The following is a 26,624-nucleotide window of genomic DNA, read 5'->3' as shown; positions in this document are numbered from 1 at the left end:
GACCTCCTTCAAGGGGTTTCGATGCGGCGCTGCAACAGGTTGATCAGCAGCAGCAGAATGAAGGAAACCACCAGCATCAACACGCCAATGGCGGTAGCGCCGGTGTAGTCGTACTGGTCGAGCTTGACCATGATCAGCAGGGGCAGGATCTCGGTTTTCATCGGCATGTTGCCGGCGATGAAAATGACCGAACCGTACTCACCCACGCCACGGGCGAACGCCAGGGCAAAGCCGGTGAGCCAGGCCGGTAGCAAGGCCGGGGCCAGGATGTGGCGAAACACCTGCAGCGGTCTGGCGCCCAGGCAGGCAGCGGCTTCTTCGACCTCGCGCGGGATGTCTGCCAGCACTGGTTGTACCGTGCGCACCACGAACGGCAGGGTGACGAACGTCAGCGCCAGGGTGATGCCCAAGGGGGTATAGGCGATCTTGAAACCCAGGTCGGTCGCGAACTGGCCGACCCAGCCCGCCGGCGCGTACAGCGCGGTGAGCGCGATGCCGGCCACTGCCGTTGGAAGGGCGAAAGGTAAATCGATCATCGCGTCGATGATCTTGCGCCCGGGGAAGGTATAGCGCACCAGCACCCAGGCCAGCAGCGTCCCGATCACACCGTTGATGATCGCGGCAAACAGGGCGGTGCCAAAGCTCAGCTTCAGCGCAGCGATGACCCGCGGCGCGCTGATGATGGTCCAGAACTGTTCGAAGGTCAGCTGCGAGGCATGGATGAACATGGCCGCCAGCGGTATCAGCACAATCAGGCTGAGGTACACCAAGGTGTATCCCAGCGTCAGCCCGAAGCCGGGTATGACGGGGGAAATGCGACGTGACATAGAGATCCCTGGTTGAATGCACGTGGCCCGGGAACCATCCCGGGCCGTGGTAGGCGTCCGAATTGTGTGTTGTTCCTTGGCCCTTACTGTGCCTGATAGATCTGGTCGAACACACCGCCATCATTGAAGAATTTTGGCTGGGCGATCTTCCAGCCGCCGAAGTCCTTGTCGATGGTCACCAGGTCCAGCTTGGGGAACTGCTTGCCAAATTCAGCCGCCACCTTCTCGTCACGCGGGCGGTAGAAGTTCTCGGCGGCGATCTTCTGTCCGGCCGGGCTGTAGAGGTGTTTCAGGTACTCGGTAGCGATTTCGGTATTGCCCTTTTTCTCGGCGTTCTTATCGACCACCGCCACGGGCGGCTCGGCCAGGATCGACAGCGACGGCACGACGATGTCGAACTTGTCAGCCCCACCGTCTTCCTTCAACGCCAGGAAGGCTTCGTTCTCCCAGGCCAGCAGCACATCGCCCTGACCGTTGTTGACGAAGGTGATGGTCGATCCGCGGGCGCCGGTGTCCAGGACTGGCACGTGCTTGAACAGTTCCTGCACGTAGGCTTTTGCCTTGTCCTCGCTACCGCCGGTTTTCAGGCCATAGGCCCAGGCGGCGAGGAAGTTCCAGCGCGCGCCCCCGGAAGTCTTGGGGTTCGGGGTAATGACCGACACATCCTTCTTGATCAGGTCGCCCCAGTCCTTGATGCCTTTGGGGTTGCCCTTGCGTACCAGGAATACGATGGTCGAGGTGTAGGGGGTACTGGCGTCCGGCAAACGCGTCTGCCAGTTTTCCGGCAGGGTCTTGCCGAGCTTGGCGATTTCGTCGATGTCGCCGGCCAAGGCCAGGGTCACCACGTCGGCGCGCAGACCGTCAATCACCGCACGGCCCTGTTTGCCCGAGCCGCCATGGGACTGCTGGATCTTCACCTTATCGCCTGGATGGGCCTGCTGCCAGTGCTTGATGAACTCGGCGTTGTACTGCTGGTACAGCTCACGGGTCGGGTCGTAGGACACGTTCAGCAGTTCGTAATCCTTGGCGATGGCGGAACCGGCAAAAATAGCACTGGCCAGAGCGGCAAGCGCATAACGACGGATGGACATGGTGAAGCTCCCGATTGGCATTTTTCTAGTTCTGGAAGGTGGGGCGTGTTCAGCCGGGCTTGTTGCCAGGCTGCTGCAGGCGGAACTTCTCCTTGCGCTCGATCTGCACCACCTGGGCGTTGTGCACGGTGATTTCCACAGCGCCAAAGCGCAGATCGCGCAGCGCGCTCTGGATCTCACGCAAGATGGTGGCTTCGTCCTGACCGTCGATACTGCGCAGCGATGCACTCATGCTCGTTCTCCTTGGAGTGAGATTGCCGGGCAGAGGTTTGAATGAGGGTTTGCGCCTGGCGTGAGGGCAATAGTAGTGGGGGCGGATTATTCTTAAAAATACTGTTTGGGCATTTTTATATAACCATTTACACGATTGTCTGGATGCGCTTCCTCAATGGACGTATTAGCGCAGGCCATGCGCTGGTTGACGTGTTTGCGCGTAGAGTCCATCGCCGAAAAGTCGGCTTTTACGCGCAGGGTCGCTGGCTTCCAGGTCGTGGCTTAGGTGTGCAGTTGAGGGGTGCAGGTTCGCCTCGTAGGCGCGGCGTCTGCGGGGCGCCAAAGCGGCCATGATGGGCCGCAGAACGGCCCCGCATGGCAAGCGGCGCGATAGGCGCCTCAACCTTCCTGATGCGGCTCGCGGATCTTGTAGGACGCTACGTAGAGCGCTGGCAAGAACAGCAAGGTGAGCAAGGTTGCCACAATGATGCCGCCAATCATGGCGTACGCCATTGGCCCCCAGAATACTTCGCGGGCAATCGGAATCATGCCCAGGCTGGCAGCCGCAGCTGTCAGCAGGATTGGCCGGCGACGATGGTTGGTGGCCTCGACCACGGCATCCCATGGTGAATACCCCTGGGCTTCGAATTCATCGATCTGGGTGACCAGAATGACCGAGTTACGAATGATGATGCCCGCCAGCGCCAGGATGCCCAGGATCGCCACGAAGCCCATCGGCGTACCCGTCGGCACCAGCGCCAACACCACACCGATCAGGCCCAACGGCGCGACGCTGATCACCAGGAACAGCTTCTTCACGCTGTGCAACTGGATCATCAGGAACGTGGCCATCAGGAACAGCATCAGCGGGATCACTTTAGCGATGGGCCCCTGTGCCTTGCCGCTCTCCTCCACGGTGCCGCCGGTGGCCACTTCGTAGCCGGTAGGCAACTCGCTGGCGAACTTTTCGATGTCTGGCTTGAGCTGAGCCACCAGGTCCGTAGGCTGAATATCCCCGTTGACCGACGCTTTGAGGGTGATCGTAGGCTTGCGATCGCGCCGCCACACAAGAGGCTGCTCCTGCTCGTAGCGCACCGTGGCGAATGACAGCAAGGGTATCGAAGTGCCGTTGGGTGTAAGGATCTGCAGGTTCTGCAGCGTATCGGGCGAGCCCCGCTCGCTATCCACGGCGCGGGCCACCACGTCGATCAGGTAGATATCATCGTTGACCTGGGTAACGGGCACGCCGGTGACGATGCTGTTCATTACATTGGCCACATCTTCCGAAGAAAGCCCCAACTGGCGGGCCTTGTCCTGGGCAATATCGATGCGCAGCACTTTACCCGGCTCGTTCCAGTCGTAAATCATTTCGCCGATGTTGGGGTTCTTGTCCAACAGGGTCGCCAGCTCGATGGCATGCTTGCGCACCTGCTCGATGTCCTTCCCGCTGACGCGGTACTGGATTGGTCGCCCCACAGGTGGCCCCATCTCCAGCGACTGAACGTTCGAACCGATACCGACGAAGTCCTCTCGCAGGCGTTTCTGCAGGCGAGTGATGAGCTCACCGCGCTCTTCCAGGCCTTTGCTGACGATGACCAATTGGGCGTAGTACGGGTTCTGCAGTTGCTGGTCCAGCGGCAGGTAGAAGCGCACCGCACCTTGACCGATATAGGTGCTCCAGTGATCGATGTCTTCGTCATCCTTGAGCGTGGCCTCCAACTGGTCGACCACCTTGCGAGTTTCCTGGATCGACGCGTTCTGTGGCAGGTTCAGATCGACCAGGATTTCCGGACGGTCCGAAGCAGGAAAGAACTGGTTCTGCACGAAGCGCATGCAGAACACGGCCAGGGCGAACAGCACCACGGTGCCGATGATGGTCATCCAGCGGTGGCGCATGCTCCACAGCAGGCCATGCTCGAAGACCCGGGCTACCCTGCCCGGCTTGTCATCATGGGACTTCACTTTGCGGGCGTTGAGAATGTGCACGCCAAGCACGGGGGCGAAGAACACGGCCACCACCCATGACACCAACAGCGCAACGGCAATGACCGCGAACAAGGTGAAGGTGTATTCACCTGCCGAACTTGCGTTGAGGCCAATCGGTACGAAACCTGCGACAGTCACCAGCGTACCGGTGAGCATTGGAAATGCCGTGGAGGTGTAAGCGAAAGTAGCAGCGTCTTCCTTGCTCTCGCCCATTTCCAGGCGCGTGACCATCACCTCCACGGTGATCATGGCGTCATCCACCAGCAGCCCCAGCGCAATGATCAGTGCACCTAGCGAGATACGCTGCATGGTGATGCCGCTGTATTCCATGAATACGAACACCATGGCCAGTACCAGCGGGATCGAGCACGCCACCACCAGGCCTGCACGCACACCCAAGCTGACGAAGCTCACGGCCAGAACAATGATCACCGCTTCGAACAATGCACTGGTGAAGCCACCGACGGCCTTCTCCACCACCGTCGCCTGGTTGGACACCGTGTGCACATCGACGCCTACCGGAAGCTCGTTGGTGATGCGCTGCATGGTTTGCTTGAGCGCCTTGCCAAACTCCTGGATGTTGCCGCCCTTCTGCATGCCGATGGCAAGGCCCAGGGCCGTCTTGCCGTTGTAGCGGAACATCGGCGCAGGCGGGTTGGTGTAGCCGCGTTCGACCTCGGCGATGTCTGCCAAGCGGAAGAAGCGATCGTTGATGCGCAGGTTGACGTTCTCAAGGTCCTTTTCCGAGGCGAACTGCCCACTTGTCCGTACGGAGATGCGCTCCGGCCCGGCCTCGATCACGCCCGCTGGCGTCACGCTGTTCTGCGCCTGCAGAGCCTGCATCACCTGACGCTGGTCGATACCCAAGGCGGCGAGCTTGCGGGTGGAGAAGTTCAGGTAGAGCACTTCGTCCTGGATACCGACCATTTCGATCTTGCCGATATTGGGTACTTCGCGGACCTCGGCCCGCGCCTGCTCCACATAATCACGCAGCTGGCGCAGGCTCAGCCCGTCGGCGGTGAAGGCGTAGATGGAACCGAACACATCGCCGAATTCATCGTTGAAGCCGGGGCCCTGCAAGCCCTCGGGGAAATCGCCGCGAATGTCCTGGATCTTCTTGCGGACCTGATACCAGATCTGCGGTATGTCGTCTGCCTTGGTAGTGTCGCGCAGGTAGACGAACACCGTTGATTCACCAGGCCGGGTATAGCTCTTGGTGTAATCGAGCGAATCGAGCTCCTCGAGCTTCTTCTCGATCCGGTCGGTGACCTGCAGCAGCGTTTCTTCCTGGGTAGCGCCAGGCCAGCGGGTCTGGATCACCATGGTCTTGATGGTGAAGGACGGATCCTCCTCACGACCCAGGTTGAAGTACGAAAAGATGCCCATGAGCAAACCGACGAACATCAGGTACCACACGAACGACTGATGCTTGAGCGCCCATTCGGACAGGTTGAAGCTTCCTTTCATTGCGCATCCTCGTCGAAGGTGACCTGCTGGCCAGGCTTGAGGCTATTGACGCCGGCGATCACCACCCGCTCCCCAGGCTGTACGCCTGATGAGACGACGATGCGGTCCTCGTTTCGGTCGATCAGGGTCACGTCGCGCAAGGCGACGGTTTTCTGCTGGGGGTCGACGACCCATACCTGTGTCTTGCCATCGCGCTCCAGCAGCGCGCTGACCGGCAGCTCGCTGCGAGGAGAAACCTGCGAGCTGAGAGTGACGCTGACGGCAGTTCCCAGATGGAACGTTTCAGGGGTGCTGGCCAAGGTCAGCCGCGCACGCCGCGTGCGGGTGGTGGCATCGGCCTTGGGCTCGAGCTCGCGCAGGGTGGCGGTGGTGTTGACGGCGGGGTTGAGCTGCGAGGCGACAGTGAAAGTCAGGTCCGGTGTCAACTGCTCGGCAATGCCGATGGGCAGGTCAATCACCGCTTCCTTCACGTCCGGCCTGGCGAGCGTGACCACAGCCTGCCCAGCGGTGACGGTTTGCCCGGCTTCGGCCTGCCAGTCAGTAATCACCGCCGCATGATCGCTGCGCAGCGTGGTATAGCCCAGCTGGTCACGGGCCTGACTGACCGAGGAACGAGCCTGCTCCAGCGTGGCGCCAGCTGTTTTCAGGTTGGTCTGGGCGATGTCCAACTGGGCCTGAGCACCCACGCCTCGGTCGTACAATTGTTGTTGCCGGCGGGCGTCGGACTGCGCGTTGATCCACTGCGCCTGCACCCTGGCCAGATCGCCTTCGGCAGCGCGCAGCTGATTTTGCTGGTCGGTCGGATCCAGCGTGGCCAACGTATCGCCCGCTTTGACCTGGGCCCCGACGTCCAGCCAGCGGCGAGCGATGCGCCCGCCCACACGAAAGCCCAGGGTACTTTCGTAACGCGCTTCGATCACGCCTGCAAAGCGGCCCAAGCGGGCCTGCAACTGAGGTTGCACCACTACCGACAGCACTGGACGAACCGGCTCCGGCGGCTGCTCTTCCTTGCCGCACCCGACAAGCAAAACACCGGCACACATCAACGTCAGCCAAGGCTTCATAGCGGGCTCTCCGGCGCTTTGGCGGGTACTTTTTCAACTTTCATACCGGGGTGCAGCAGCTGCCCGCCGGTTACCACGACGACTTCGCCACCGTCGAGACCTTTGCCGATGACCACAGTGCCGGTCAGGTAGCGGCTTACTTCGACTTCCCGCAACTGCACCTTGTCCCCCTCGCCCACGATCCACACGGCGGGTTTCTTCAAGCCTTTGGTCAGTGCCGACCAGGGCAGCTCGACACTCGGCTTGCCGCGCCCTTGGGTGGTCACGGTGACGGGCGCGCCCAACTGCATCGCAGGCGGAACGTCCTGCAATCCGACCTTGACCTGCACCGTGCCGCTTTGAGCCGAGACAGTGGGGGTAATTTCACGCACCGCTCCACGGGCCTGCACCTTCGGATCGTCCAACAGGCTGACCACGACGCTGGCATCACTGGGCGTGCCCGCCAGAAGCGACTCGTACACGTTGAACACCGCATCACGCTCGCCGTCACGGGCCAGGCTGAAGATGGGCATGGTCGCTTGCACCACTTGCCCTACCTCGGCCTGACGCTCGGTGACCACCCCGTCGGCTTCGGAGACCAGCGCGGTATAACTCAATTGCTCGTTTGCGTTGGCCAGTTGAGCTTGCGCAGCCTTCAGCGCGCTTTGATTGCTGCGCAACGAGGCCTGGGCAGCATCATATTCGCTTTGACTGGTATAGCCCTTGGGCAACAGCTTCTGCTGACGAACGAAGGCAGCTTGGGTCTGGGTCACCCGTGCCTGCGCCGCGAACACTTCGGCCTTGGCCGAAGCCACGTTGTTCTGTAAGTCTTTAGGGTCGAGCCGGGCCAGTACCTGCTTGGCCTTTACGTGATCGCCTACATCTACACTGCGCGAAATGATCTTGCCGCCTACGCGGAATGAGAGGTCCGTCTGCACCCGCGCCTGGATGTCGCCAGTCAGCGTCACCCGGGCTGCGAAATCGGCGGACTGGACATTCTGTACCCCTACACGGGGCAGCGTTTCAGGCAGCTCTTCCTTGCTGCAGCCGGTGAGCATGCCCAGCAGCCCCAAGCCCGTGACCAGTAGCGCACGCGACAACGTCATGGAGGCTCCTTTCTTGCGCGCAAAAGATTCATGCATGCGATTCGCCAAGCAGGCCAGGGTTCCATAATTCTTGCTGTAGACGCCAGACGCCCTGCCCCCTCCAGCCTCGTGGGTGGCTTCGTCAGGCCAGGTGTTGGCAAACCCTGGCAATTCTGTCAGTAGCCCACGCTTTCAAGATCACGATACTGTCGCCTGACGCGAAACTTCCAACCTACCACTGCTTGCAGACGGTCGGTCTTATTCATCCGGGGATGTTGGTATGGACAAATCTGGCAGGGTCCACGCGTTCTATCAAGCCGGCCAACTCGTCACGGAACTGGGTGACGACGTCAAACGCTCGGTGTTCCGAGGTCAGGCACGCTTTCTAGGCCATCTTGCAGGCGATAAGCGGACGCCTTCAGTAAGCGCGGTAGACAGGGGCAACACCGTAATGGCCGAGCCCCACACCAACTGCCTGGCTCGCTTTTCCTACACGCCTTACGGCCAAAGGGCCCGTTTGAATGAACCGGACACGCCATGGGCGTATCACGGTGAGCGACTGGATGCACTATTGGATGGGTATCCACTGGGCAACGGCTATCGACTGTATAGACCGGCACTCATGCGGTTTGGCGCCCCTGACAACCTGAGCCCTTTTGGACAGGGGATGCTCAATGCGTATGCCTACTGCCTGGGTGACCCTGTCAATCAAAGTGATCCATCAGGCCACTTCGCGGTGAGAAGCCTGATCAAGTATGCAAGCTGGATCACAGCCGCTGCGTCCTTAACAGCAGGCACAGCCCTTGCTGTCGTCGGTGCTTCGAAAAATGACGATAACCTTATCGGAGTGGCGATCGGCGTTTATATTGGTGGGTCATCGCTTGTCGCCGCTTTATTCGTCCGGGAAAAATATATGAGTACGCTCAGAGCCGACTCGTCATATGGAGAACGGTTCTCGACTACAGTGGGAGGCAGCGACCGACGAAACGTGCATGACCCTGTACAGAGCTTTTCATCAGCGGATGTGACCTTGGTACCTCCAAGTGTCCATACGAATAGAAGATTTGGTGGCTCGCATTTAACAACGCAACCGGTAGTTCCGGCCCCGCCTCCCAGCTATTCGAGTTTAAACCTTCAAGCGCCAGGTCTGGACGAGCTTCCCAGCTATTTGGATCTTTATCCCAACCAGGACTCAACTGGAGGAAGCTTGTCGCACAGGAACAGCCTCCCCCCACATATCGAGCCACAGCGAATTATGAATAGAGTTCGGCGCTTAAGTGTCTAGTGACCTCGCCGTAGCAATTCGTCACAAACGATACGTTTATGCGGCCACATTCAGTTCTCCGCACGGCGCAAGCGCAAGTGTGGAACAGCTGCTCGCTCCAAAAGCGTAACGAGCAGCCATACCTCGATCAGATCGGCGCTACCGGCGCCGGGCGCCGTACCTGAGGCTGCGACGCATTGGCCGCCGCACCTTCTTCAATCGCCTGCTGTATGGCCTTGCGGCGACGCTCTTCGGCACGGCGACTGAAGTACCAGACGAAGAATGTCACCAACGAGACGGACAGCAGAATCAGGCTGGCCACGGCGTTGATCTCAGGTTTCACGCCCAGGCGTACCGCCGAGAACACTTCCATCGGCAACGTGGTCGAGCCTGGCCCGGACACGAAGCTGGCCAATACCAGGTCATCGAGCGACAAGGCGAACGACATCATGCCACCTGCCGCCAGCGAAGGCGCAATCATGGGGATGGTGATCAGGAAGAACACCTTCCAAGGCTTGGCCCCCAGGTCCATGGCCGCCTCTTCGATCGACAGGTCCAGCTCACGCAGCCGGGCCGACACGACGACGGCCACATAGGCCGCGCAGAAGGTGGTGTGGGCAATCCAGATGGTGACAACGCCACGCTCCTGCGGCCAACCGATCAATTGCGCCATGGCCACGAACAGCAGCAGCAGCGACAGACCCGTGATGACTTCAGGCATGACCAACGGTGCGGTGACCAAGCCACCGAACAAGGTACGCCCGCGGAACCGGGTGACCCTGGTGAGTACGAAAGCCGCCATGGTGCCCAACGCGACAGCCGCTACCGCCGTGTAGCAAGCGATTTCCAGCGAGCGCATCACCGAACCGATCAGCTGAGTGTTGTCCAGCAAGCCGACATACCATTTGACCGACCACCCGCCCCACACCGTCACCAACTTGGAGGCGTTGAACGAGTAGATGACCAGAATCACCATCGGCAAGTAGATGAACAGCAAGCCGAACACCAGCATCAGCTTGGAAAAACCGAAGCGCTTCATGCCCTGCCCTCCATTTCCTTGGCCTGGCTGCGGTTGAACAGCAAAATGGGCACGATCAGGATCGCCAGCATCACCACCGCAAGCGCCGAGGCCACCGGCCAGTCACGGTTGTTGAAGAATTCCTGCCACAACACTTTACCGATCATCAGGGTTTCCGGTCCGCCGAGCAGTTCGGGGATCACGAACTCGCCCACCACGGGGATGAACACCAGCATGCAACCGGCGATGATGCCGTTTTTTGACAGCGGCACGGTGATTTTCCAGAAGCTGTTGAAGGTGCTCGACCCCAGGTCGGATGCCGCTTCGAGCAGGCTTGGGTCATGCTTCACCAGGTTGGCGAACAAGGGCAGGATCATGAACGGCAGGTAGGAATAGACCACGCCGATGTACACCGCCAGGTTGGTGTTGAGTATCTGCAGCGGCTGGTCGATCAGCCCGGTCCACATCAAAAAGCCATTGAGCAAACCGTTGTTGCTCAGAATGCCCATCCAGGCATACACGCGGATCAGGATCGCGGTCCAGGTCGGCATCATGATCAGCAGCAGCAGGACGGTCTGGGTTTCCTTCTTGGCGTTGGCGATGGCATAGGCCATCGGGTAGCCGATCAGCAGGCAGAGCAGCGTGCTGATGAACGCCATCTTCAGCGAACCGAGGTAGGCCGAGATATACAGTTCGTCCTCGGTCAGCAAACCGTAGTTGGCCAGGTTGAGCACCAACTGGATCTTGTCCTCGACGTAGCTGTAGATCTCGGTGTACGGCGGGATCGCCACGTCGGCTTCGGCGAAGCTGATCTTCAGGACGATGAAGAACGGCAGCATGAAGAACAGGAACAGCCACACGAAAGGAACACCGATCACCAGGTGCCGCCCTTCAGGGGTGATGCGCCGGAACGCTCGCTTGAGCTTGCGCAGCTTCATGACCGCAGTACCACGCCGCTGTCGTCTTCCCACCATACGAAGACTTCATCGTCCCACGTAGGGCGCGCGCCTTGGCGTTCGGCGTTGGCGACGAACGACTGCACCACCTTGCCACTGGGTAGCTTCACGTAGAATACCGAATGCCCGCCCAGGTAGGCGATGTCATGGATCTTGCCGCGCGACCAGTTGTACTGGAAATCAGGCTGGACAGTGGTGACCAGCATCTTTTCCGGGCGCAGTGCATAGGTGATGTGCTTGTCCTCCACGGAGGTGGAGACACCGTGCCCGACGTAGATCTTGCGCTCAAGTTCAGGCGAGGCGATCAGGGCGTGGCCTTCGGCATCGTCGATCACCTCGGCATCGAACAGGTTGACGTTGCCGATGAATTCGCAGACCAGGCGGCTGGTCGGGGTTTCGTAAATGTCTACCGGCGAGCCGATCTGAGCGATCCAGCCCAGGTGCATGATGGCAATGCGCTGGGCCATGGTCATGGCTTCTTCCTGGTCGTGGGTCACCATCACGCAGGTCACGCCGACGCGCTCGATGATTTCCACCAGCTCCAGCTGCATCTGCGAACGCAGCTTCTTGTCCAGGGCACCCATCGGCTCGTCCAGCAGCAACAGCTTAGGCCGCTTGGCCAGGGAACGAGCCAAGGCCACGCGCTGGCGCTGGCCACCGGAGAGCTGGTGCGGCTTGCGTTTGGCGTACTGAGTCATGTGCACCAGCTTGAGCATCTCGGCCACGCGGGCGTCGACCTCGGCCTTGGGCAAGCGGTCCTGCTGCAGGCCGAAGGCGATGTTCTGCGCCACGGTCATGTGCGGGAACAGGGCGTAGGACTGGAACATCATGTTGATCGGCCGCTCGTAGGGCGGCATGTCGGTAATGTCCACGCCGTCCAGGAAGATGCGTCCTTCGGTGGGGCGTTCGAAGCCTGCCAGCATGCGCAGCAAGGTCGACTTACCGGAGCCGGAACCCCCAAGCAAGGCGAAGATTTCGCCCTTGCGGATTTCCAGGGACACATCGTCCACCGCTACCGTTTCGTCGAATTTTTTCGTGACCCGGTCGATCTTGACCAGCACCTGCTTGGGTTGCTGGCCACCCTCGAGGGCTTTCTTATAGGCGCCGGAGGCAACTGCCATGAGTGAAACTCCCAACAAGTTTTTTGTGCCCGCGCGGCCTGCCAGGCAGGCCGCGCGGGTGAGGTGGATTACTTGCCCGACTTGACCTTGGTCCAGCTGCGGGTCATCAGGCGCTGCACTTTGGGCGGCAGCTCTGAGTTCACGAACATCTTGTCCAGCACATCCTGCGGTGGATAAACCGCAGCGTCAGTCCTCACGGCCTGGTCCATCAGGTCGCCAGCCTTCGAGTTAGGGTTGGCATAACCGACGTAATCACTGACCTGGGCGATAACCTCAGGTTTCAGCAAATAGTTGATCAAGGCATGCGCCTGCTCCACGTTTTTGGCGTCCTTGGGAATCGCCAGCACGTCGAACCAGAGGTTGCCGCCTTCTTTGGGAATGGCATAAGCCAGGTTCACACCCTTCTTCGCCTCTTCGGCGCGGGCCTTGGCCTGGAACACATCACCCGAGAAACCTGCCGCGACACAGATGTTGCCGTTGGCAAGATCGGTGATGTACTTGGACGAATGGAAATACGTCACGTAGGGGCGTACCGCCAGCAGCTTCTGCTCGGCCTTGGCGTAATCCTTGGGGTTGGTGCTGTTGGGATCCAGGCCCATGTAGTTGAGGACGGCCGGAAGCATTTCGTCCGCCGAGTCGAGGAAGGCCACGCCGCACTTGGACAGCTTCTTCATGTTCTCGGGTTCGAACAGCACCGCCCAGGAGTCGATGGTATCGACGCCAAGCGCCTCTTTGACCTTGTCGACGTTGTACCCGATGCCATTGGTGCCCCACAGGTAAGGCACGGCATACAGGTTACCCGGGTCGTTCTTCTCCAGGCGCTTCATCAACGCAGGTTCAAGGTTCGCGTAATTGGGCAGCAGTGCCTTGTCGAGCTTTTGGAAAGCGCCCGCCTTGATTTGCTTGCCCAGAAAATGGTTGGAGGGCACGACCACGTCGTAGCCGGTCCTGCCGGCCAGCAGCTTGCCTTCCAGGGTTTCGTTGGAATCGAAGACATCCTGCACCGGCTTGATGCCCGTGGCTTTCTCGAAGCCTGCGAGCGTGTCGGGGCCGATATAGTCGGACCAGTTGTAGAAATGCACCGTAGGCGCCGCTTGGACGCTGCATGCCAGCGTCAGGCTCGCTGCAGCCATCACGGCCTTGCGTAATACAGAATTGGACAAGTGGGTGGTCCTCACAATCAGTGTCTGGATAGCGACAATGCTGCCGCACACGCAAAACCGGCGCGCAACTTACCTTCGCAGCTTCGATGCCGCAATGCTCAATTGCCTTTCACTGGTTTCGGACCGGGAATACCCGGTCCGAAAATGCTACATCAGGCTTATTTGCCCGATTTGATCTTGGTCCAGCTGCGGGTAATTACCCGTTGCACTGCTGCTTCAGGGGCGGCAATGGCGTACAGATTCTTTTTCACTTCAGCGGACGGATAGATGCTTGGGTCGCTGGTGATGTCCTTGTCCACAAAGGCGGTCGCGGCCTTGTTGCCGTTGGGGAAGCGCACGGCATTGGTGATTTCGGCCATGACTTGCGGCTGCATCAGGAAGTCCATGAACTTGTAGGCCGCTTCCTTGTGCTCGGCATCCTTGGGCATGGCAACCATGTCATAGAAGGTGCCGGCGCCTTCTTTCGGGATCACGTAGTCCAGCTTGACCTTGTCCCCCGCTTCGTGGGCGCGGGTCTTGGACTGCTCCAGGTCACCCGAGTAGCCGACAGCCAGGCAGATGTTGCCGTTGGCCAGGTCGCCAATGTACTTGGAGGAGTGGAAATAGGTGATCGACGGACGGATCTTGAGGAACAGGTCTTCGGCAGCCTTGAGGTCTTCCTTCTTGGTGCTGTTGGTCGGCAGGCCCAGGTAATGCAGGGCCGCTGGCAGCATTTCGGTTGGGGCATCAAGGAAGCTCACGCCACAGCTCTTGAGCTTGGCGATGTTCTCTGGCTTGAAGACCACGTCCCAGGAATCGATCTTGTCCACGCCCAGCGCTGCCTTGACCTTCTCGGGGTTGTAGCCGATGCCGATCGAGCCCCACATGTAGGGGAAGGCATGCTTGTTTTCCGGGTCGCTGGCATCGCCCACGGCCTTGAGCAGATCCTCGTCGAGGTTCTTCCAGTTGGGCAGCTGGGTGCGATCGAGTTCCTGGTAGACGCCCGCCTTGATCTGCTTGGCCAGGAAGTTGTTGGAAGGCACCACGATGTCATAGCCCGACTTACCGGCCAGCAACTTGGCCTCCAGGGTTTCGTTGCTGTCGAACACGTCGTACTTGACCTTGATGCCCGACTCTTTCTCGAACTTGGCGATGGTGTCCGGAGCAATGTAGTCCGACCAGTTGTAGACGTTCAGTACCTTGTCTTCAGCCTGTACAGCCCCGACCACTGCGCCCATCAGCGCAGCGGCCAACAACGTCTTGCCCATATTCTTCATGCGTCATGCTCCAGAGTGTTCGATTAGCCATCCGTTCAGAAGCCGGGTCCCGCAGTACACGCGTGTGGGCGACTGAAGCAGCCGCTAGTCTGGCAAGTTACAAGGCCCGGTTTCAAGGAAACCTGGCCCTTGTAACGACTTAATGTCACATCGCTAGCTGTCAGCGAATCGCCTCGAGTGTCAGGTCCAGGCATTTGCGTGCCTTTTCCACCAGCTCGTCGATCTGCGCCGGGCTGATGACCAGAGGTGGCGCGATGATCATCGTGTCGCCGACGGCCCGCATGATCAGGCCATTGTCGAAGCAGAAATTACGGCATATCATGCCAGCACCTTTGCCCTCGAAACGGCTGCGTGTCGCCTTGTCCTTCACCAGCTCGATCGCGCCGAGCAGGCCAACACCGCGCACCTCGCCCACCAGCGGGTGGTCCTGCAACTCACGCAAACGCTTTTGCAAATACGGTGCCGCTTCGGTGCGCGCTTTCTCGACGATCTGTTCGTCGCGCAGGATGCGCAGGTTTTCCAGGCCTACCGCGGCAGCCACCGGATGCCCGGAATAGGTGAAGCCGTGATTGAAATCCCCGCCTTCGCTAAGCACCTTGGCAACCTTGTCACGCACGATCACACCGCCCATGGGGATGTAACCGGAGGTAAGGCCCTTGGCGATGGTCATCAGGTCGGGCTTGAGGTCATAGAAATCCGAGCCGAACCACTGCCCTGTTCGCCCGAAACCGCAAATGACTTCGTCAGCCACAAAGAGGATGTCGTACCGGGCCAGGATTTCCTTGATCTTCGGCCAGTAGGTGTCTGGCGGGATGATCACGCCACCGGCGCCCTGGATAGGCTCGGCGATGAACGCGGCGACGTTGTCCTCGCCGACTTCGAGAATTTTCTTTTCCAGTTGCTCCGCAGCCCAGACCCCGAACGCCTCCGGTGTCATGTCACCGCCCTCGCCATACCAGTACGGCTGAGGGATATGCACCACGCCCGGGATGGGCAAGCCGCCTTGCTCGTGCATGCCACTCATGCCGCCCAGGCTGGCACCGGCCACGGTGGAGCCGTGATAGCCGTTGACCCGACCGATCAGGGTCTGCTTGCTCGGCTTGCCCTTGAGTGCCCAGTAATGGCGAACCATGCGCAGCACGGTGTCGTTGCCCTCGGAGCCTGAACTGGTGAAGAACACATGGCTCATGCCCTCGGGCGCCACTTGGGTGATCGCCTTGGCCAACTCCAGCGCCGGAGGATGGGCGGTCTGGAAGAACAGGTTGTAGTAGGGCAGCTCACGCATCTGCCGCTCTGCCGCCTGAACCAGCTCCTCCCGCCCATACCCCACGGCCACGCACCACAGGCCAGCCATGCCGTCGAGAATCTTGTGCCCCTCGCTGTCCCACAAATGCACGCCTTGCGCCTTGGTGATGATGCGCGGCCCCTTGTCCTTCAGCTGCTTGTAGTCGCTGAAAGGCGCGAGGTGATGCTCGCCACTGAGGGCTTGCCATTCACGGGTTTGCGGGTTGTTCAGGCTCATGTGGTTCTCCGTTGACGGACGGCCGCGCGTCTGCGGGGCCGAGGTTGATCAAACTGCGAACAGCAGGAATTCACGCTCCCAGGAACTGATGACGCGCTTGAAGTTCTCGTGCTCGGCACGCTTGGTGGCCACGTAACCGGCGATGAATTTCTTGCCCAGGTATTGCTCCAGGGCGCGGCTGATTTCCATGCGTTCCAGGGCGTCTTCGATGGTCAGCGGCAGGCGCAGGTTGCGACGCTCGTAACCCCGGCCCTGGACCGGTGCGCTGGCCTCGATACCTTCGACCATGCCGATGTAACCACACAGCAGGCTCGCGGCGATGGCCAGATACGGATTGGCATCCGCACCCGGCAGGCGGTTTTCCACCCGGCGGCTTTGCGGGCCAGCGTCCGGGACGCGCAGGCCTACCGTACGGTTTTCCTCGCCCCACTCGACGTTCACTGGCGCCGAGGTATCCGGCAGGAAGCGGCGGAACGAGTTCACGTTGGGCGCAAACAGCGGCAACGCTTCGGGAATGAATTTCTGCAAACCGCCGATGTGGTTCAGGAACAGCGTGCTCATGCTGCCGTCTTCATTGCTGAAGATGTTCTTCCCGGTGGTCACATCGACCACGCTCTGGTGCAGGTGCATCGCACTGCCAGGCTCGCCGGTCATGGGCTTGGCCATGAAGGTGGCTGCCACGTTGTGCTTGAGCGCCGCCTCACGCATGGTGCGCTTGAACACCAGGATCTGGTCGGCCAGGTGCAGGGCATCGCCGTGACGGAAGTTGATTTCCATCTGCGCCGTGCCGTCTTCGTGGATCAGCGTGTCGAGGTCCAACTGCTGCAATTCGCACCAGTCATAGACATCCTCGAACAGCGGGTCGAATTCGTTCGCAGCTTCGATGGAGAAGGACTGGCGCCCGGTTTCAGGCCGGCCCGAACGGCCCACTGGCGGTTGCAGCGGGAAGTCAGGGTCTTCGCTGCGTTTGGTCAGGTAGAACTCCATCTCGGGCGCGACGATGGGCTGCCAGCCCTTGTCGGCGTAAAGCTTGAGCACCTTCTTGAGCACGTTGCGCGGCGACAGCTCTACGGGGTTGCCCTTTTTGTCATAGGTATCGTGGATGACCTGCGCGGTCGGCTCGATGGCCCATGGCACCAGGAACACGGCATTCTCATCGGGCCGGCAGATCATGTCGATGTCTGCAGGGTCCAGCAGCTCGTAATAGATGTCGTCGTCGACATAGTCGCCGGTCACGGTCTGCAGCAACACGCTCTCGGGCAGGCGCATGCCTTTCTCGGCGATGAACTTGTTGGTAGGCGAAATCTTGCCGCGCGTGATGCCGGTCAAGTCGCTGATCAGGCATTCGACTTCGGTGATCTTGTGCTCTTTCAACCAATCGGTGAGCTGGTCGAGGTTGTTACTCATAAATACCTCAGGAGGTAAGGTGGTCCGCGACTTGATTCTGGATGCAGTGGATGGCTAAAGCAAAACCCCCGCGCAGGCGGACGGTGGATACACTGAAATGACGTGTGTCCTAAGCGATTCGTAATGGCAGAAAGAAGCGAAGCGTGGAGATGAGGTGCCATGAAGGCGGGGCCGAGCATGCCAGACGTCAATTATTGCGAGCACTGCCGCCATGGGATTGGCAGGCCAGGCTAACGTGACTGAACAGCCTGATTGCACTGCATTGGCAGCGCTTCCAGGTCGCGGCAGGCGGACCATGAGACCCTCGTATTATTCTGTTTTGGGTTGAATCGGAGCTTAGCGCCGTTCATTTTTTTACACAACACCTGCGTAAAAAATAAACGACGCAGTGCTCGCGATAGCGCTTTTCCAGAGAAATAGCGGATAATGCCGTGCCCCGATATGCAGCAAATCTGCCGTAGACGTGCCATTTCAGGGCATCATGGGGTTGGCTTGACATCAGTATGGCTTTTCGATTGACTGGTCCTGCAAGCCCCCCTTGATTGATATTTTTAACAACAAAGGTGTTGCATCATGTCGGTACCCCCGCGTGCCGTTCAGCTTAACGAAGCGAACGCGTTCCTTAAGGAACATCCTGAGGTTCTCTACGTTGACCTTCTGATTGCAGATATGAATGGTGTGGTGCGTGGCAAGCGCATAGAGCGCACCAGCCTCCACAAGGTTTACGAGAAAGGCATCAACCTGCCGGCCTCCCTGTTTGCACTGGATATCAATGGCTCCACCGTCGAAAGCACCGGGCTGGGCCTGGACATCGGCGATGCAGACCGCATCTGCTATCCGATCCCCGACACCCTCTCCAACGAGCCGTGGCAAAAGCGCCCGACTGCCCAGTTGCTGATGACCATGCACGAGCTCGAGGGCGAACCTTTCTTCGCCGACCCGCGTGAAGTACTGCGCCAGGTGGTGAGCAAGTTCGACGACATGGGCCTGACCATCTGCGCCGCCTTCGAGCTGGAGTTCTACCTGATTGACCAGGAGAACGTGAACGGCCGCCCACAGCCGCCGCGCTCGCCCATTTCCGGCAAGCGTCCGCAATCGACCCAGGTCTACCTGATCGATGACCTGGACGAGTATGCCGACTGCCTGCAGGACATCCTCGAAGGGGCCAAGGAACAGGGCATCCCTGCCGACGCCATCGTCAAGGAAAGCGCCCCGGCTCAGTTCGAAGTCAACCTGCACCATGTGCCGGACCCGCTCAAGGCGTGCGACTACGCCGTGCTGCTCAAGCGCCTGATCAAGAACATCGCCTACGACCATGAAATGGACACCACCTTCATGGCCAAGCCCTACCCAGGGCAGGCAGGCAATGGTCTGCATGTACACATTTCCGTGCTGGACAAAGATGGCAACAACATCTTCACCAGCGAGGATCCCGAGCAGAACGCCGCGCTACGTCATGCTGTCGGCGGTGTGCTCGAGACCCTGCCCGCGTCCATGGCGTTCCTGTGCCCGAACGTCAACTCCTATCGCCGCTTTGGCGCGCAGTTCTATGTGCCCAATGCGCCAAGCTGGGGCCTGGACAACCGCACCGTGGCGTTGCGCGTACCGACCGGATCCCCGGATGCCGTGCGCCTGGAGCACCGCGTGGCGGGTGCTGACGCCAACCCGTACCTGATGATGGCGGCCGTGTTGGCAGGCGTTCACCATGGCCTGACCAACAAGGTCGAGCCGGGCGAGCCTATCGAAGGCAACTCGTACGAGCAGCTGGAACAGAGCCTGCCGAACAACCTGCGTGATGCGCTGCGCGAGTTGGATGACAGCGAAATCCTGAACAAGTACATCGATCCGAAGTACATCGACATCTTCGTCGCGTGCAAGGAAAGCGAGCTGGAGGAGTTCGAACATTCGATATCCGACCTCGAGTACAACTGGTATCTGCACACCGTGTAAACCAGAACGCCGCCCTTGAAGGCGGCGTTTTCATTTCAGGCGCACAGGCGCAGAACGCCTCACCCCAACGGCTTTTCGAAGATTTTCGAATTGCGCTGGAAGTTGTACAGCGAAGCCCGTGCCGCCGGCAGCCGCTCGACACCACTGGGCGAGAAGCCGCGTTCGCGGAACCAGTGCGCCGTGCGTGTAGTGAGCACGAACAGGGTGCTCAACCCCATCTCCCGTGCCCGGCTTTCGATACGCGCCAGCAGCTCGTCCCCGCGCCCGCCATGGCGGTATTCCGGATTCACCGCCAGGCATGCCAGCTCGCCAGCATCGGACTCTGCAATCGGATACAGCGCTGCGCACGCGATGATCATGCCTTCGCGCTCCACCACACTGAACTGCTCGATTTCCCGCTCCAGCACTTCCCGTGAACGGCGCACCAGGATGCCCTGTTCTTCCAGCGGGCTGATCAGGTCGAGCAGGCCGCCGACGTCTTCGATGGTGGCCTCTCGCACGATCTCGAACTGCTCCTGGGACACCAGCGTACCGCCACCGCCCCGGGTGAACAGTTCGGTCAGCAGCGCGCCGTCCTCGGCATAGCTGACGATGTGACTGCGTGCCACGCCGCCTTTGCACGCCTCGGCAGCGGCATCGAGCAGCTCGGCCTGGTAATCACTGCCCAGGCGCTGCAAGTGCGGCGCAACCTGTTGGGGGCGCAGTTCGCGCACCAGGCGGCCATGCTCATCCAACAGACCAGGTGCTGCACCGAACAACACCAACTTCTCTGCACCCAGTTCGATGGCCGCACGGGTGGCCACGTCTTCGCAGGCGAGGTTGAAGATCTCGCCGGTTGGCGAATAGCCCAGCGGCGAGAGCAACACGATGGAGCGTTCGTCGAGCAGGCGGCTGATGCCCTTGCGGTCTACCCGACGCACTTCGCCGGTGTGATGAAAATCCACGCCTTCGAGCACGCCGATCGGCCGCGCGGTGACCAGGTTGCCGGAGGCCACCCGCAGGCGCGAGCCCTGCATGGGCGAGGCGGCGATGTCCATCGACAACCGCGCTTCGATGGCCAGGCGCAACGCGCCGACCGCGTCGATGACGCAATCCAGGGTAGCGGCATCGGTGATACGCAGGCCGTGGTGGTAATGCGCTGCCAGGCCACGTTCAGCCAGGCGGCTCTCGATCTGCGGACGAGAGCCGTGCACCAGGACCAGGCGTACCCCAAGGCTGTGCAGCAGCACCAGGTCGTGGACGATGTTGCCGAAGTTAGGGTGTTCGACCCCATCGCCGGGAAGCATCACCACGAAGGTGCAGTCGCGGTGGGCGTTGATGTAAGGAGAAGCGTGGCGTAGCCAGTTGACGTAATCGTGCATGACAGGGCCTGTGGATAAGTGGACGGAGAACGGCGTTACAGGGGCGTTCAGGATCATCGTCGGAACAGGCTTGCGGTCACGCGCGGTCTCCTCTAGGCAGAAACGAATAAATGGGGTGGACGTTTAATGCAGACAATAGTGCCCGATCAAGTCACGCAATAGACGCACGGTCGGCTCGATACGTGACATGTCCAGGTATTCGCCAGGCTGGTGTGCGCAGGCGATGTCACCAGGGCCGAGCACGATGGTCTGGCAGCCAAGCTGCTGAAGATAAGGTGCTTCGGTGCCGAATGCCACCGCTTCGGCACGGTGGCCGGTGAGCCGTTCTGCCACCTGGACGAGTTCACTGTCGGCCGCCTGTTCGAACGGCGGCACTTCGGGGAACAGCGGCGCGTAGTCGATACGCACGTCATGGCGCTCGGCCACCGGAACCAGTTTTGCACGGATGGCAGCGCGCAACTGCTCCACGTCCATGCCCGGCAATGGGCGCAGGTCGAACTCCAGGGCGCACTGACCGCAGATCCGGTTGGGGTTGTCGCCACCGTGAATGCAACCGAAGTTCATGGTGGGTGCCGGCACCGTGAACTGCGGGTTGTTATAGGCCTTCTGCCATTGCTGGCGCAGGCCCATCAGTTCGCCCATGACCGCATGCATGGCGTCCATGGCGCTACGGCCCAGGCTTGGGTCCGAGGAATGACCACTGCGCCCCAGGATGTCGATACGATCCATGAGAATGCCCTTGTGCATGCGGATCGGCCGCAGCCCGGTCGGCTCGCCGATGATCGCCGCGCGACCCAGGGGCTGGCCAGCATCGGCCAGGGCACGGGCGCCAGACATCGAGCTTTCCTCGTCGCAGGTGGCCAGAATCAGCAGCGGCTGCTTGAAGTCGTGCTGCAGCAACGGAATGACGGCTTCGATCACCAATGCGAAAAAGCCCTTCATGTCGCAACTACCAAGCCCCACCCAGCGACCCTCGACTTCGGTCAGCTTCAAAGGGTCGCTGCTCCAGAGCTGCTCGTCATAGGGCACGGTGTCGCTGTGGCCGGCCAGCACCAGGCCGCCCGGGCCGCTGCCGCGGCTGGCCAGCAGGTTGAACTTGCCGGGGGTCACCTGCTGAATGTCGCAGGTGAAGCCCAGATCGCCCAGCCAAGTAGCCAACAGGTCGATGACCTGACGGTTGGACTGGTCAAGCGAGGCCTGGGTGCAACTGACCGAAGGCGCGGCGATCAAGGCGGCAAATTGGTCTTTCAGCGTCGGCAACGGCATGCGTTTACTCCTCGGAAGCATTGCCCATCATAGGACCATCCGCCGTCTGGAATAAACCGTTGACGGCCTACTGCTGTAGACTCTGCATCGACCACGCCCCCTTTCGAGCCTGTGATGCCCAAAGAAACCGAACTCAAGCTGCGCGCCAGCCCCGAGACCCTCGCCGCCTTGCGCGAGCACCCGCTGCTGAAAAAGCGCAACAAGTCTGGCTGGCAGACCCGCGAACTGCTGAACCAGTATTTCGACACGCCTGAGCGCGCGCTGGCCGAGGCACGCGTTGCCCTGCGCCTGCGCCGTGACGGCGATACCGTCATCCAGACCCTCAAGTGCCGCGGAACCAGTGTGGCTGGCCTGTCCGAGCGCAACGAGCACGAATGGCAACTGGACAAGGTCAAGCTGGACCTCAAGAAGCTGGATGACAGCTGCTGGCCGGCGCAACTGGCCGACCTGGACAAGAAGACCATCAAACCGTTGTTCACCACCGATTTCACCCGCGAATATGCCGAAATCGCTTGGGGCCGTGGCAAGGCCAAGGTGGTGATCGAGGCTGCGCTGGACCAAGGCTTCGTAATTGCCGGCAAGCGCAAGGAAGCGATATGCGAGTTGGAACTGGAGCTGCGTGAAGGTGAGCCGGCGGCGCTGCTGGAACTGGCTGCCGAGCTGACCACAAGCGTTGCGCTGATGCCCTGCGATATCAGCAAGGCCGAGCGCGGCTATCGTCTGCTGGAGCCAGAGCGTTTCGAGCTGGATCTGAGCGTCGCCGACCTCGAAGCGGACATGGCCTTGGACGACGCCTATGCTGCGTTGGCCTGGCAACTGCTGGGCAACAGCCAGCGCCTGGCCGAGCAATACCGCCACAGCGGCCACTGGCGGTCGCTGCAGGACTGGGTGCAGAATATCATCGAGCTGCGCGCAATCACCGCCAGCCTGGGCCAGGCCGCCCCCCGCGCGGCTACCCGTGACCTGCGCGCGCGCCTGGATGCCCTGCTCGAAGACTGGCGTCCACTGGTGCAAGCCGGCAACGATGACGAAGACATCCGCCGCGCCGCGCCCGAGCAGTTCGCAGAAGAGCTGGATGATCCTCGCTGGGGCCAGTTCTCCCTGGAAACCTCACGTTGGCTGTTGTCGCGTGCCTGGACTGCCGAACGCAAGGGCCGTGGCGAGCGCCAGGGCAAGGCGCTTCTGGCAAGCTGGCTTGCACACCTGATTGCCGAGGAAGGCCGCGCCCTGAAGTTGTCGCTGTACACCCAGCGCCCCGAGGACCTGGCAGAGCAACTGCCGCGCATCGAGCAATTGATGGCCTGGCTGCACCATGCCCGCCATGTGCTGGACGCACCACAAATGGACCGCCTGTACGGCGACATGAAGAAGTTGCACGAACTGGCTGAGCAACCGATCAGCGATGAGGTACTCGAAGCCCGCATCGAGCAGGCACGTGCCGTCGATCAGAGCCGTGGTTGGAAACATCTGCTCAAAGCGTGATGCCCTCAGCCCGATAGCGGCAGGCTGGTGGTGGACTTGATCTCTGAGAGGGCCACGATCGAGTTCACCTCCTGAATGCCGGGCACGTTCGAGAGCTTTTCGAAGAAGAACCGCTCGTACGCCTCGATGTCCGGGGTGACGATACGCAGCAGGAAGTCCACCGAGCCCATCAACACGTAGCACTCCAGTACTTCCGAAAACCCGCGAATCGCCTCCGTGAACTCGGTGAAGTTCGAACGGCCGTGGGCATTCAATTTTACTTCGGCGAATATTTGGGTGTTCAGCCCGATCTTCTTGCGGTCCAGCAAGGTGACCTGCCCGCGAATCACCCCCTCCTCTTTGAGCCGTTGAATCCGTCGCCAGCACGGCGATTGGGACAAGCCAATGCGTTCGGCGATCTGGGCGCTGGACAGCGAAGCGTCTTCTTGTAGCAACTCAAGGATACGACGGTCGTAAGCATCCAATGCGCTGTGCATGAACAATTCTCCAGATCGACCCGCATCGATAATAGCTATGCAAAAAAAGACTCATTAGGTCGAATCTTAGCGAAAAAATTCCGGCCTAGGCATGCAAAAATTTCTGCATTCAACGAGGATAACGCATGAACTCACTGCCGCGTGCCGATGTATGGGCCAACAACAATGCCCACACCACCGTGCTGTATCGCTTGCAGGCCGAAGCCGAGCCCGACAGCTTGTGCCGGATACTCAATCAGTTCGCCTTGCAAATGCTCACACCGCACAGCATGCAGGTCACTCAACAGGATGACTGGTTGACCATCGACATCGGCATTGGCGGATTGAGCTGGCATCGCGCCGAGGTGATTGCTCAGAAACTGCGCAACATGGTGTGTGTGGCCGATGTGCACATGGCCCCGCAACACCGTGTGGAGCTGTCAGTAGTGCACGCCTAACGGCGCCTGCCAACGCATTGAGGCGCGGAGCAAGCGTCACCCTCAGGCAAAACCCTGAAACCCTTCCGATCCGGCTTGAGCGAAGGCTGAGCTAGCCTTGATCAGGTCTTCTTGATCAGGCACGGACGCCTCATGCATAACCCAGATACCCTGGCACTCGACCTGCACCGGGTGCTCGAAGCCCTGCTTATCGATCAGCGCCTGCATGCCAGCGATAGCGTGCGTGTCCTTGAGCAGGCCGTCGATCACCCCGCTGATCATCCGCTGGAGCAGGTGGCCGCCTGCAACCTTGTCGACCGCCTCCACCCGGGGCAGATACTGGACCTGGATCGGCTTTGCCAATGGCTGGCTGCCAAGGCGGGTCTGCCCTATCTGCGTATCGATCCGCTGCAAATCGACCTGCAGCAGGTGGCTGAGCTGGTGTCGCCGGCCTTTGCGCAAAACCACGGCATTCTCATCGTGGCGGCTGACGCCGCGAGCGTCACCGTGGCCAGCGCACAGCCCTATCAGTGCTGCTGGCAGGCCGATCTTGCCCTGAGCCTTGGACGAACCGTACGGCGGGTGCTCGCAAGCCCTGTGCAACTGCGTCAGGCCGGTGAACCCTTCCAGCGCCTGGCCCAGTCGGTGAAGGGCGCGCATCATCAGCAATCGAACCGCTTTAGCGAGCTTGAGCAGTGGCTGGAGCTGGGCAAACGCCACCTGCAGGCCAGTGCGGATGACGCGCACATCGTGCATATCGTCGACTGGCTGCTGCACTACGCGATCGACCAGCGCGCCAGCGACATCCATCTGGAGCCACGCCGCGACCAAGGGCACTTGCGCTATCGCATCGATGGCCTGTTGCACACCGTCTACGTGTTCCCCGGCGCAGTCATGGTGGCCCTGATCAGCCGCCTGAAGCACCTTGGGCGCATGGACGTCGCGGAAAAACGCAGGCCTCAGGATGGCCGACTGCAAAGCCGCCTGCCAAACGGTAACGAGGTGGAGCTCCGGTTGTCGACCCTGCCCACTGCCTTTGGTGAGAAGCTGGTTTTGCGCCTGTTCGACCCGCAGCAGTTGCACGAGAGCTTTGATCGGCTCGGCCTTCAGGGGCAGCAATTGAGCCATTGGCAAGGCCTGCTGCAACGGCGCCAGGGCATCATCCTGGTCACAGGGCCCACAGGCTCAGGCAAGACCAGCACGCTGTACGCCAGTCTCAAGCTGTTGGCCACCCCGCAGGTGAACCTGTGCACCATCGAGGACCCCATCGAACGGCTCGAACCCGCGTTCAACCAGTTTCAGGTGCAGCCGCCACTGGACCTGGGCTTTGCCAACGGCGTGCGCGCCATGCTGCGCCAGGACCCGGACATCATCATGATTGGCGAAATACGAGACCCCGATACCGCACGGGTGGCCGTGCAGGCCGCCCTTACCGGGCACCTGGTGCTGTCTACCCTGCACACCAACGACGCCTGTGCCGCAATTATCCGCCTGCAAGAACTGGGTGTGGCTGACTACCTGATCAAAGCGACGTTGATCGCGGTGATGGCTCAGCGGCTCGTGCGTACGGTGTGCAGCCAGTGCCAGGGGCGCGAGGCAGCCAGCTGCAGAACGTGCCGCGGCACGGGCTTTCACGGGCGTACAGGTTTGTTCGAATTACTCGAGCCTAGCGACAACCTGCGGGCTCTGATCGGCCCTGATACAGACCTTGCGCAATTGCGACGCCAAGCCCAGGCAGATGGTCTTGTGGACCTGCTCCGCTGCGGCGAAGCCAAGGTTGCGTGTGGGCGAACCCTGGCAGAAGAAGTCCTGCGTACATGCAGCTGATCAGAAGCGGCAAGCCCCGGAACTTGGCAGGCCCGCGAGCATCCAACCGCACATCTTCAACGCTCACCTTCGAGGTGTCTCATCATGCGTCTCAACACTGCCATCGCTGCCGCAGCCCTGCTCGCGCTGCCCGTGGGTTCGGCCATGGCCGATTCCTTCTGGCGTAATGTGATCTCTTCCGGGGCAACCACCGGCTCGACCTACCTGACCTCGCGCGACCACAAGTTGGTGATGGCGGCGCAGGATGATGCCGGCAGCTTCGTAGCCAGTGAAGGCGCTATCCGTGGGCCATTCCTGGAGTCGGCAATCAAGCAGGTGCGTGCGGAACATCCAGGCCTTCACGCGTCCGACATGGAACTGGCCAATGCCATTCTGGCCGAGCATGCAGTAGTCGACTGATCGATACAGCGCCGGCCCCATCGCTGGC

The 26,624-nt window shown here is 60.6% G+C and carries 22 protein-coding genes; 6 read left to right on the top strand and 16 right to left on the bottom strand.

The window, feature by feature from the left end; genetic code table 11:
• Nucleotides 1–8 precede the first annotated feature (8 nt).
• The 6 genes from cysT to FH041_RS18375 form a co-directional block, all read right to left on the bottom strand.
• A complete protein-coding gene (cysT, locus tag FH041_RS18400) occupies nucleotides 9–827 on the bottom strand; it encodes a sulfate ABC transporter permease subunit CysT (protein WP_023532644.1) in 819 nt (272 codons plus the stop codon).
• 83 nt (nucleotides 828–910) lie between these two features.
• Complete coding sequence (locus FH041_RS18395) at nucleotides 911–1,918, bottom strand: sulfate ABC transporter substrate-binding protein (RefSeq protein ID WP_027913446.1); 1,008 nt, start codon at nucleotides 1,916–1,918, stop codon at nucleotides 911–913.
• A 49-nt stretch (nucleotides 1,919–1,967) separates the two neighbouring features.
• Nucleotides 1,968–2,150 (bottom strand): sulfur starvation response protein OscA, encoded by a 183-nt coding sequence (gene oscA / locus FH041_RS18390; protein ID WP_003248957.1) that lies wholly within the window; start codon nucleotides 2,148–2,150, stop codon nucleotides 1,968–1,970.
• A gap of 380 nt (nucleotides 2,151–2,530) precedes the next feature.
• On the bottom strand, nucleotides 2,531–5,584 hold the full coding sequence (locus FH041_RS18385) for an efflux RND transporter permease subunit (RefSeq protein ID WP_028686747.1): 3,054 nt from the start codon (nucleotides 5,582–5,584) through the stop codon (nucleotides 2,531–2,533).
• Nucleotides 5,581–6,648 (bottom strand): efflux RND transporter periplasmic adaptor subunit, encoded by a 1,068-nt coding sequence (locus FH041_RS18380; RefSeq protein ID WP_027913444.1) that lies wholly within the window; start codon nucleotides 6,646–6,648, stop codon nucleotides 5,581–5,583. The genes FH041_RS18385 and FH041_RS18380 overlap by 4 nt, the downstream gene beginning before the upstream one ends.
• Entirely contained in the window at nucleotides 6,645–7,733 is a 1,089-nt protein-coding gene (locus FH041_RS18375; RefSeq protein ID WP_088522824.1) for an efflux RND transporter periplasmic adaptor subunit, read from the bottom strand. The genes FH041_RS18380 and FH041_RS18375 overlap by 4 nt, the downstream gene beginning before the upstream one ends.
• Nucleotides 7,734–7,992: 259 nt before the next feature.
• On the opposite strand from FH041_RS18375, the gene FH041_RS18370 reads away from it, so the two are divergent.
• Entirely contained in the window at nucleotides 7,993–8,997 is a 1,005-nt protein-coding gene (locus FH041_RS18370; RefSeq protein ID WP_080992802.1) for an RHS repeat-associated core domain-containing protein, read from the top strand.
• Nucleotides 8,998–9,124: 127 nt separating this feature from the next.
• Here the strand turns inward: FH041_RS18370 and FH041_RS18365 are convergent, their stop codons facing one another.
• The 7 genes from FH041_RS18365 to FH041_RS18335 all read right to left on the bottom strand — a co-directional run bounded on the left by FH041_RS18365 (nucleotide 9,125) and on the right by FH041_RS18335 (nucleotide 17,419).
• Nucleotides 9,125–10,015 carry an ABC transporter permease subunit gene (locus FH041_RS18365; RefSeq protein ID WP_023532426.1) on the bottom strand — a complete coding sequence of 297 codons (891 nt, stop codon included), beginning with the start codon at nucleotides 10,013–10,015 and terminating at the stop codon, nucleotides 9,125–9,127.
• Entirely contained in the window at nucleotides 10,012–10,932 is a 921-nt protein-coding gene (locus FH041_RS18360; RefSeq protein WP_027913442.1) for an ABC transporter permease subunit, read from the bottom strand. Before FH041_RS18360 ends, FH041_RS18365 begins: the two co-directional genes overlap by 4 nt.
• Nucleotides 10,929–12,071: a polyamine ABC transporter ATP-binding protein gene (potA, locus tag FH041_RS18355; RefSeq protein ID WP_027913441.1), complete on the bottom strand. Its 1,143-nt coding sequence runs from the start codon at nucleotides 12,069–12,071 to the stop codon at nucleotides 10,929–10,931. The genes FH041_RS18360 and potA overlap by 4 nt, the downstream gene beginning before the upstream one ends.
• A 68-nt stretch (nucleotides 12,072–12,139) precedes the next feature.
• Nucleotides 12,140–13,234 (bottom strand): polyamine ABC transporter substrate-binding protein, encoded by a 1,095-nt coding sequence (locus FH041_RS18350; RefSeq protein ID WP_027913440.1) that lies wholly within the window; start codon nucleotides 13,232–13,234, stop codon nucleotides 12,140–12,142.
• A gap of 158 nt (nucleotides 13,235–13,392) precedes the next feature.
• Nucleotides 13,393–14,490 (bottom strand): polyamine ABC transporter substrate-binding protein, encoded by a 1,098-nt coding sequence (locus tag FH041_RS18345; protein ID WP_027913439.1) that lies wholly within the window; start codon nucleotides 14,488–14,490, stop codon nucleotides 13,393–13,395.
• Between the two features lie 160 nt (nucleotides 14,491–14,650).
• A complete protein-coding gene (locus FH041_RS18340) occupies nucleotides 14,651–16,012 on the bottom strand; it encodes an aspartate aminotransferase family protein (RefSeq protein ID WP_027913438.1) in 1,362 nt (453 codons plus the stop codon).
• A gap of 48 nt (nucleotides 16,013–16,060) precedes the next feature.
• Complete coding sequence (locus FH041_RS18335; protein WP_023532328.1) at nucleotides 16,061–17,419, bottom strand: glutamine synthetase family protein; 1,359 nt, start codon at nucleotides 17,417–17,419, stop codon at nucleotides 16,061–16,063.
• A 573-nt stretch (nucleotides 17,420–17,992) separates the two neighbouring features.
• On the opposite strand from FH041_RS18335, the gene FH041_RS18325 reads away from it, so the two are divergent.
• On the top strand, nucleotides 17,993–19,369 hold the full coding sequence (locus tag FH041_RS18325) for a glutamine synthetase family protein (protein ID WP_023532636.1): 1,377 nt from the start codon (nucleotides 17,993–17,995) through the stop codon (nucleotides 19,367–19,369).
• A 59-nt stretch (nucleotides 19,370–19,428) separates the two neighbouring features.
• Here the strand turns inward: FH041_RS18325 and argA are convergent, their stop codons facing one another.
• Together argA and argE are read right to left on the bottom strand one after the other, a co-directional pair.
• Nucleotides 19,429–20,730 (bottom strand): amino-acid N-acetyltransferase, encoded by a 1,302-nt coding sequence (gene argA / locus FH041_RS18320; RefSeq protein ID WP_027913437.1) that lies wholly within the window; start codon nucleotides 20,728–20,730, stop codon nucleotides 19,429–19,431.
• Nucleotides 20,731–20,853: 123 nt separating this feature from the next.
• Complete coding sequence (gene argE / locus FH041_RS18315) at nucleotides 20,854–21,996, bottom strand: acetylornithine deacetylase (protein ID WP_028686748.1); 1,143 nt, start codon at nucleotides 21,994–21,996, stop codon at nucleotides 20,854–20,856.
• A 114-nt stretch (nucleotides 21,997–22,110) separates the two neighbouring features.
• Here argE and FH041_RS18310 point away from each other — a divergent pair, with 114 nt between their 5' ends.
• The gene (locus tag FH041_RS18310) at nucleotides 22,111–23,478 is read left to right on the top strand and encodes a CYTH domain-containing protein (protein WP_027913435.1); all 1,368 of its coding nucleotides are present in this window, start codon (nucleotides 22,111–22,113) and stop codon (nucleotides 23,476–23,478) included.
• A 5-nt stretch (nucleotides 23,479–23,483) separates the two neighbouring features.
• Here the strand turns inward: FH041_RS18310 and FH041_RS18305 are convergent, their stop codons facing one another.
• Complete coding sequence (locus FH041_RS18305) at nucleotides 23,484–23,954, bottom strand: Lrp/AsnC family transcriptional regulator (protein ID WP_027913434.1); 471 nt, start codon at nucleotides 23,952–23,954, stop codon at nucleotides 23,484–23,486.
• A 125-nt stretch (nucleotides 23,955–24,079) separates the two neighbouring features.
• Here FH041_RS18305 and FH041_RS18300 point away from each other — a divergent pair, with 125 nt between their 5' ends.
• From FH041_RS18300 to FH041_RS18290, 3 genes are all read left to right on the top strand, one after another.
• A complete protein-coding gene (locus tag FH041_RS18300) occupies nucleotides 24,080–24,391 on the top strand; it encodes a hypothetical protein (protein ID WP_027913433.1) in 312 nt (103 codons plus the stop codon).
• Nucleotides 24,392–24,523: 132 nt separating this feature from the next.
• Nucleotides 24,524–26,197 carry a GspE/PulE family protein gene (locus FH041_RS18295; RefSeq protein WP_028686749.1) on the top strand — a complete coding sequence of 558 codons (1,674 nt, stop codon included), beginning with the start codon at nucleotides 24,524–24,526 and terminating at the stop codon, nucleotides 26,195–26,197.
• An 84-nt stretch (nucleotides 26,198–26,281) separates the two neighbouring features.
• On the top strand, nucleotides 26,282–26,596 hold the full coding sequence (locus tag FH041_RS18290; RefSeq protein WP_028686750.1) for a DUF2388 domain-containing protein: 315 nt from the start codon (nucleotides 26,282–26,284) through the stop codon (nucleotides 26,594–26,596).
• Nucleotides 26,597–26,624 lie beyond the last annotated feature (28 nt).

The sequence above is a fragment of the Pseudomonas sp. SWI7 genome, assembly GCF_006351945.1.
Taxonomy (GTDB): domain Bacteria; phylum Pseudomonadota; class Gammaproteobacteria; order Pseudomonadales; family Pseudomonadaceae; genus Aquipseudomonas; species Aquipseudomonas fulva.
This window is presented reverse-complemented; position numbering and strand designations above follow the sequence as displayed.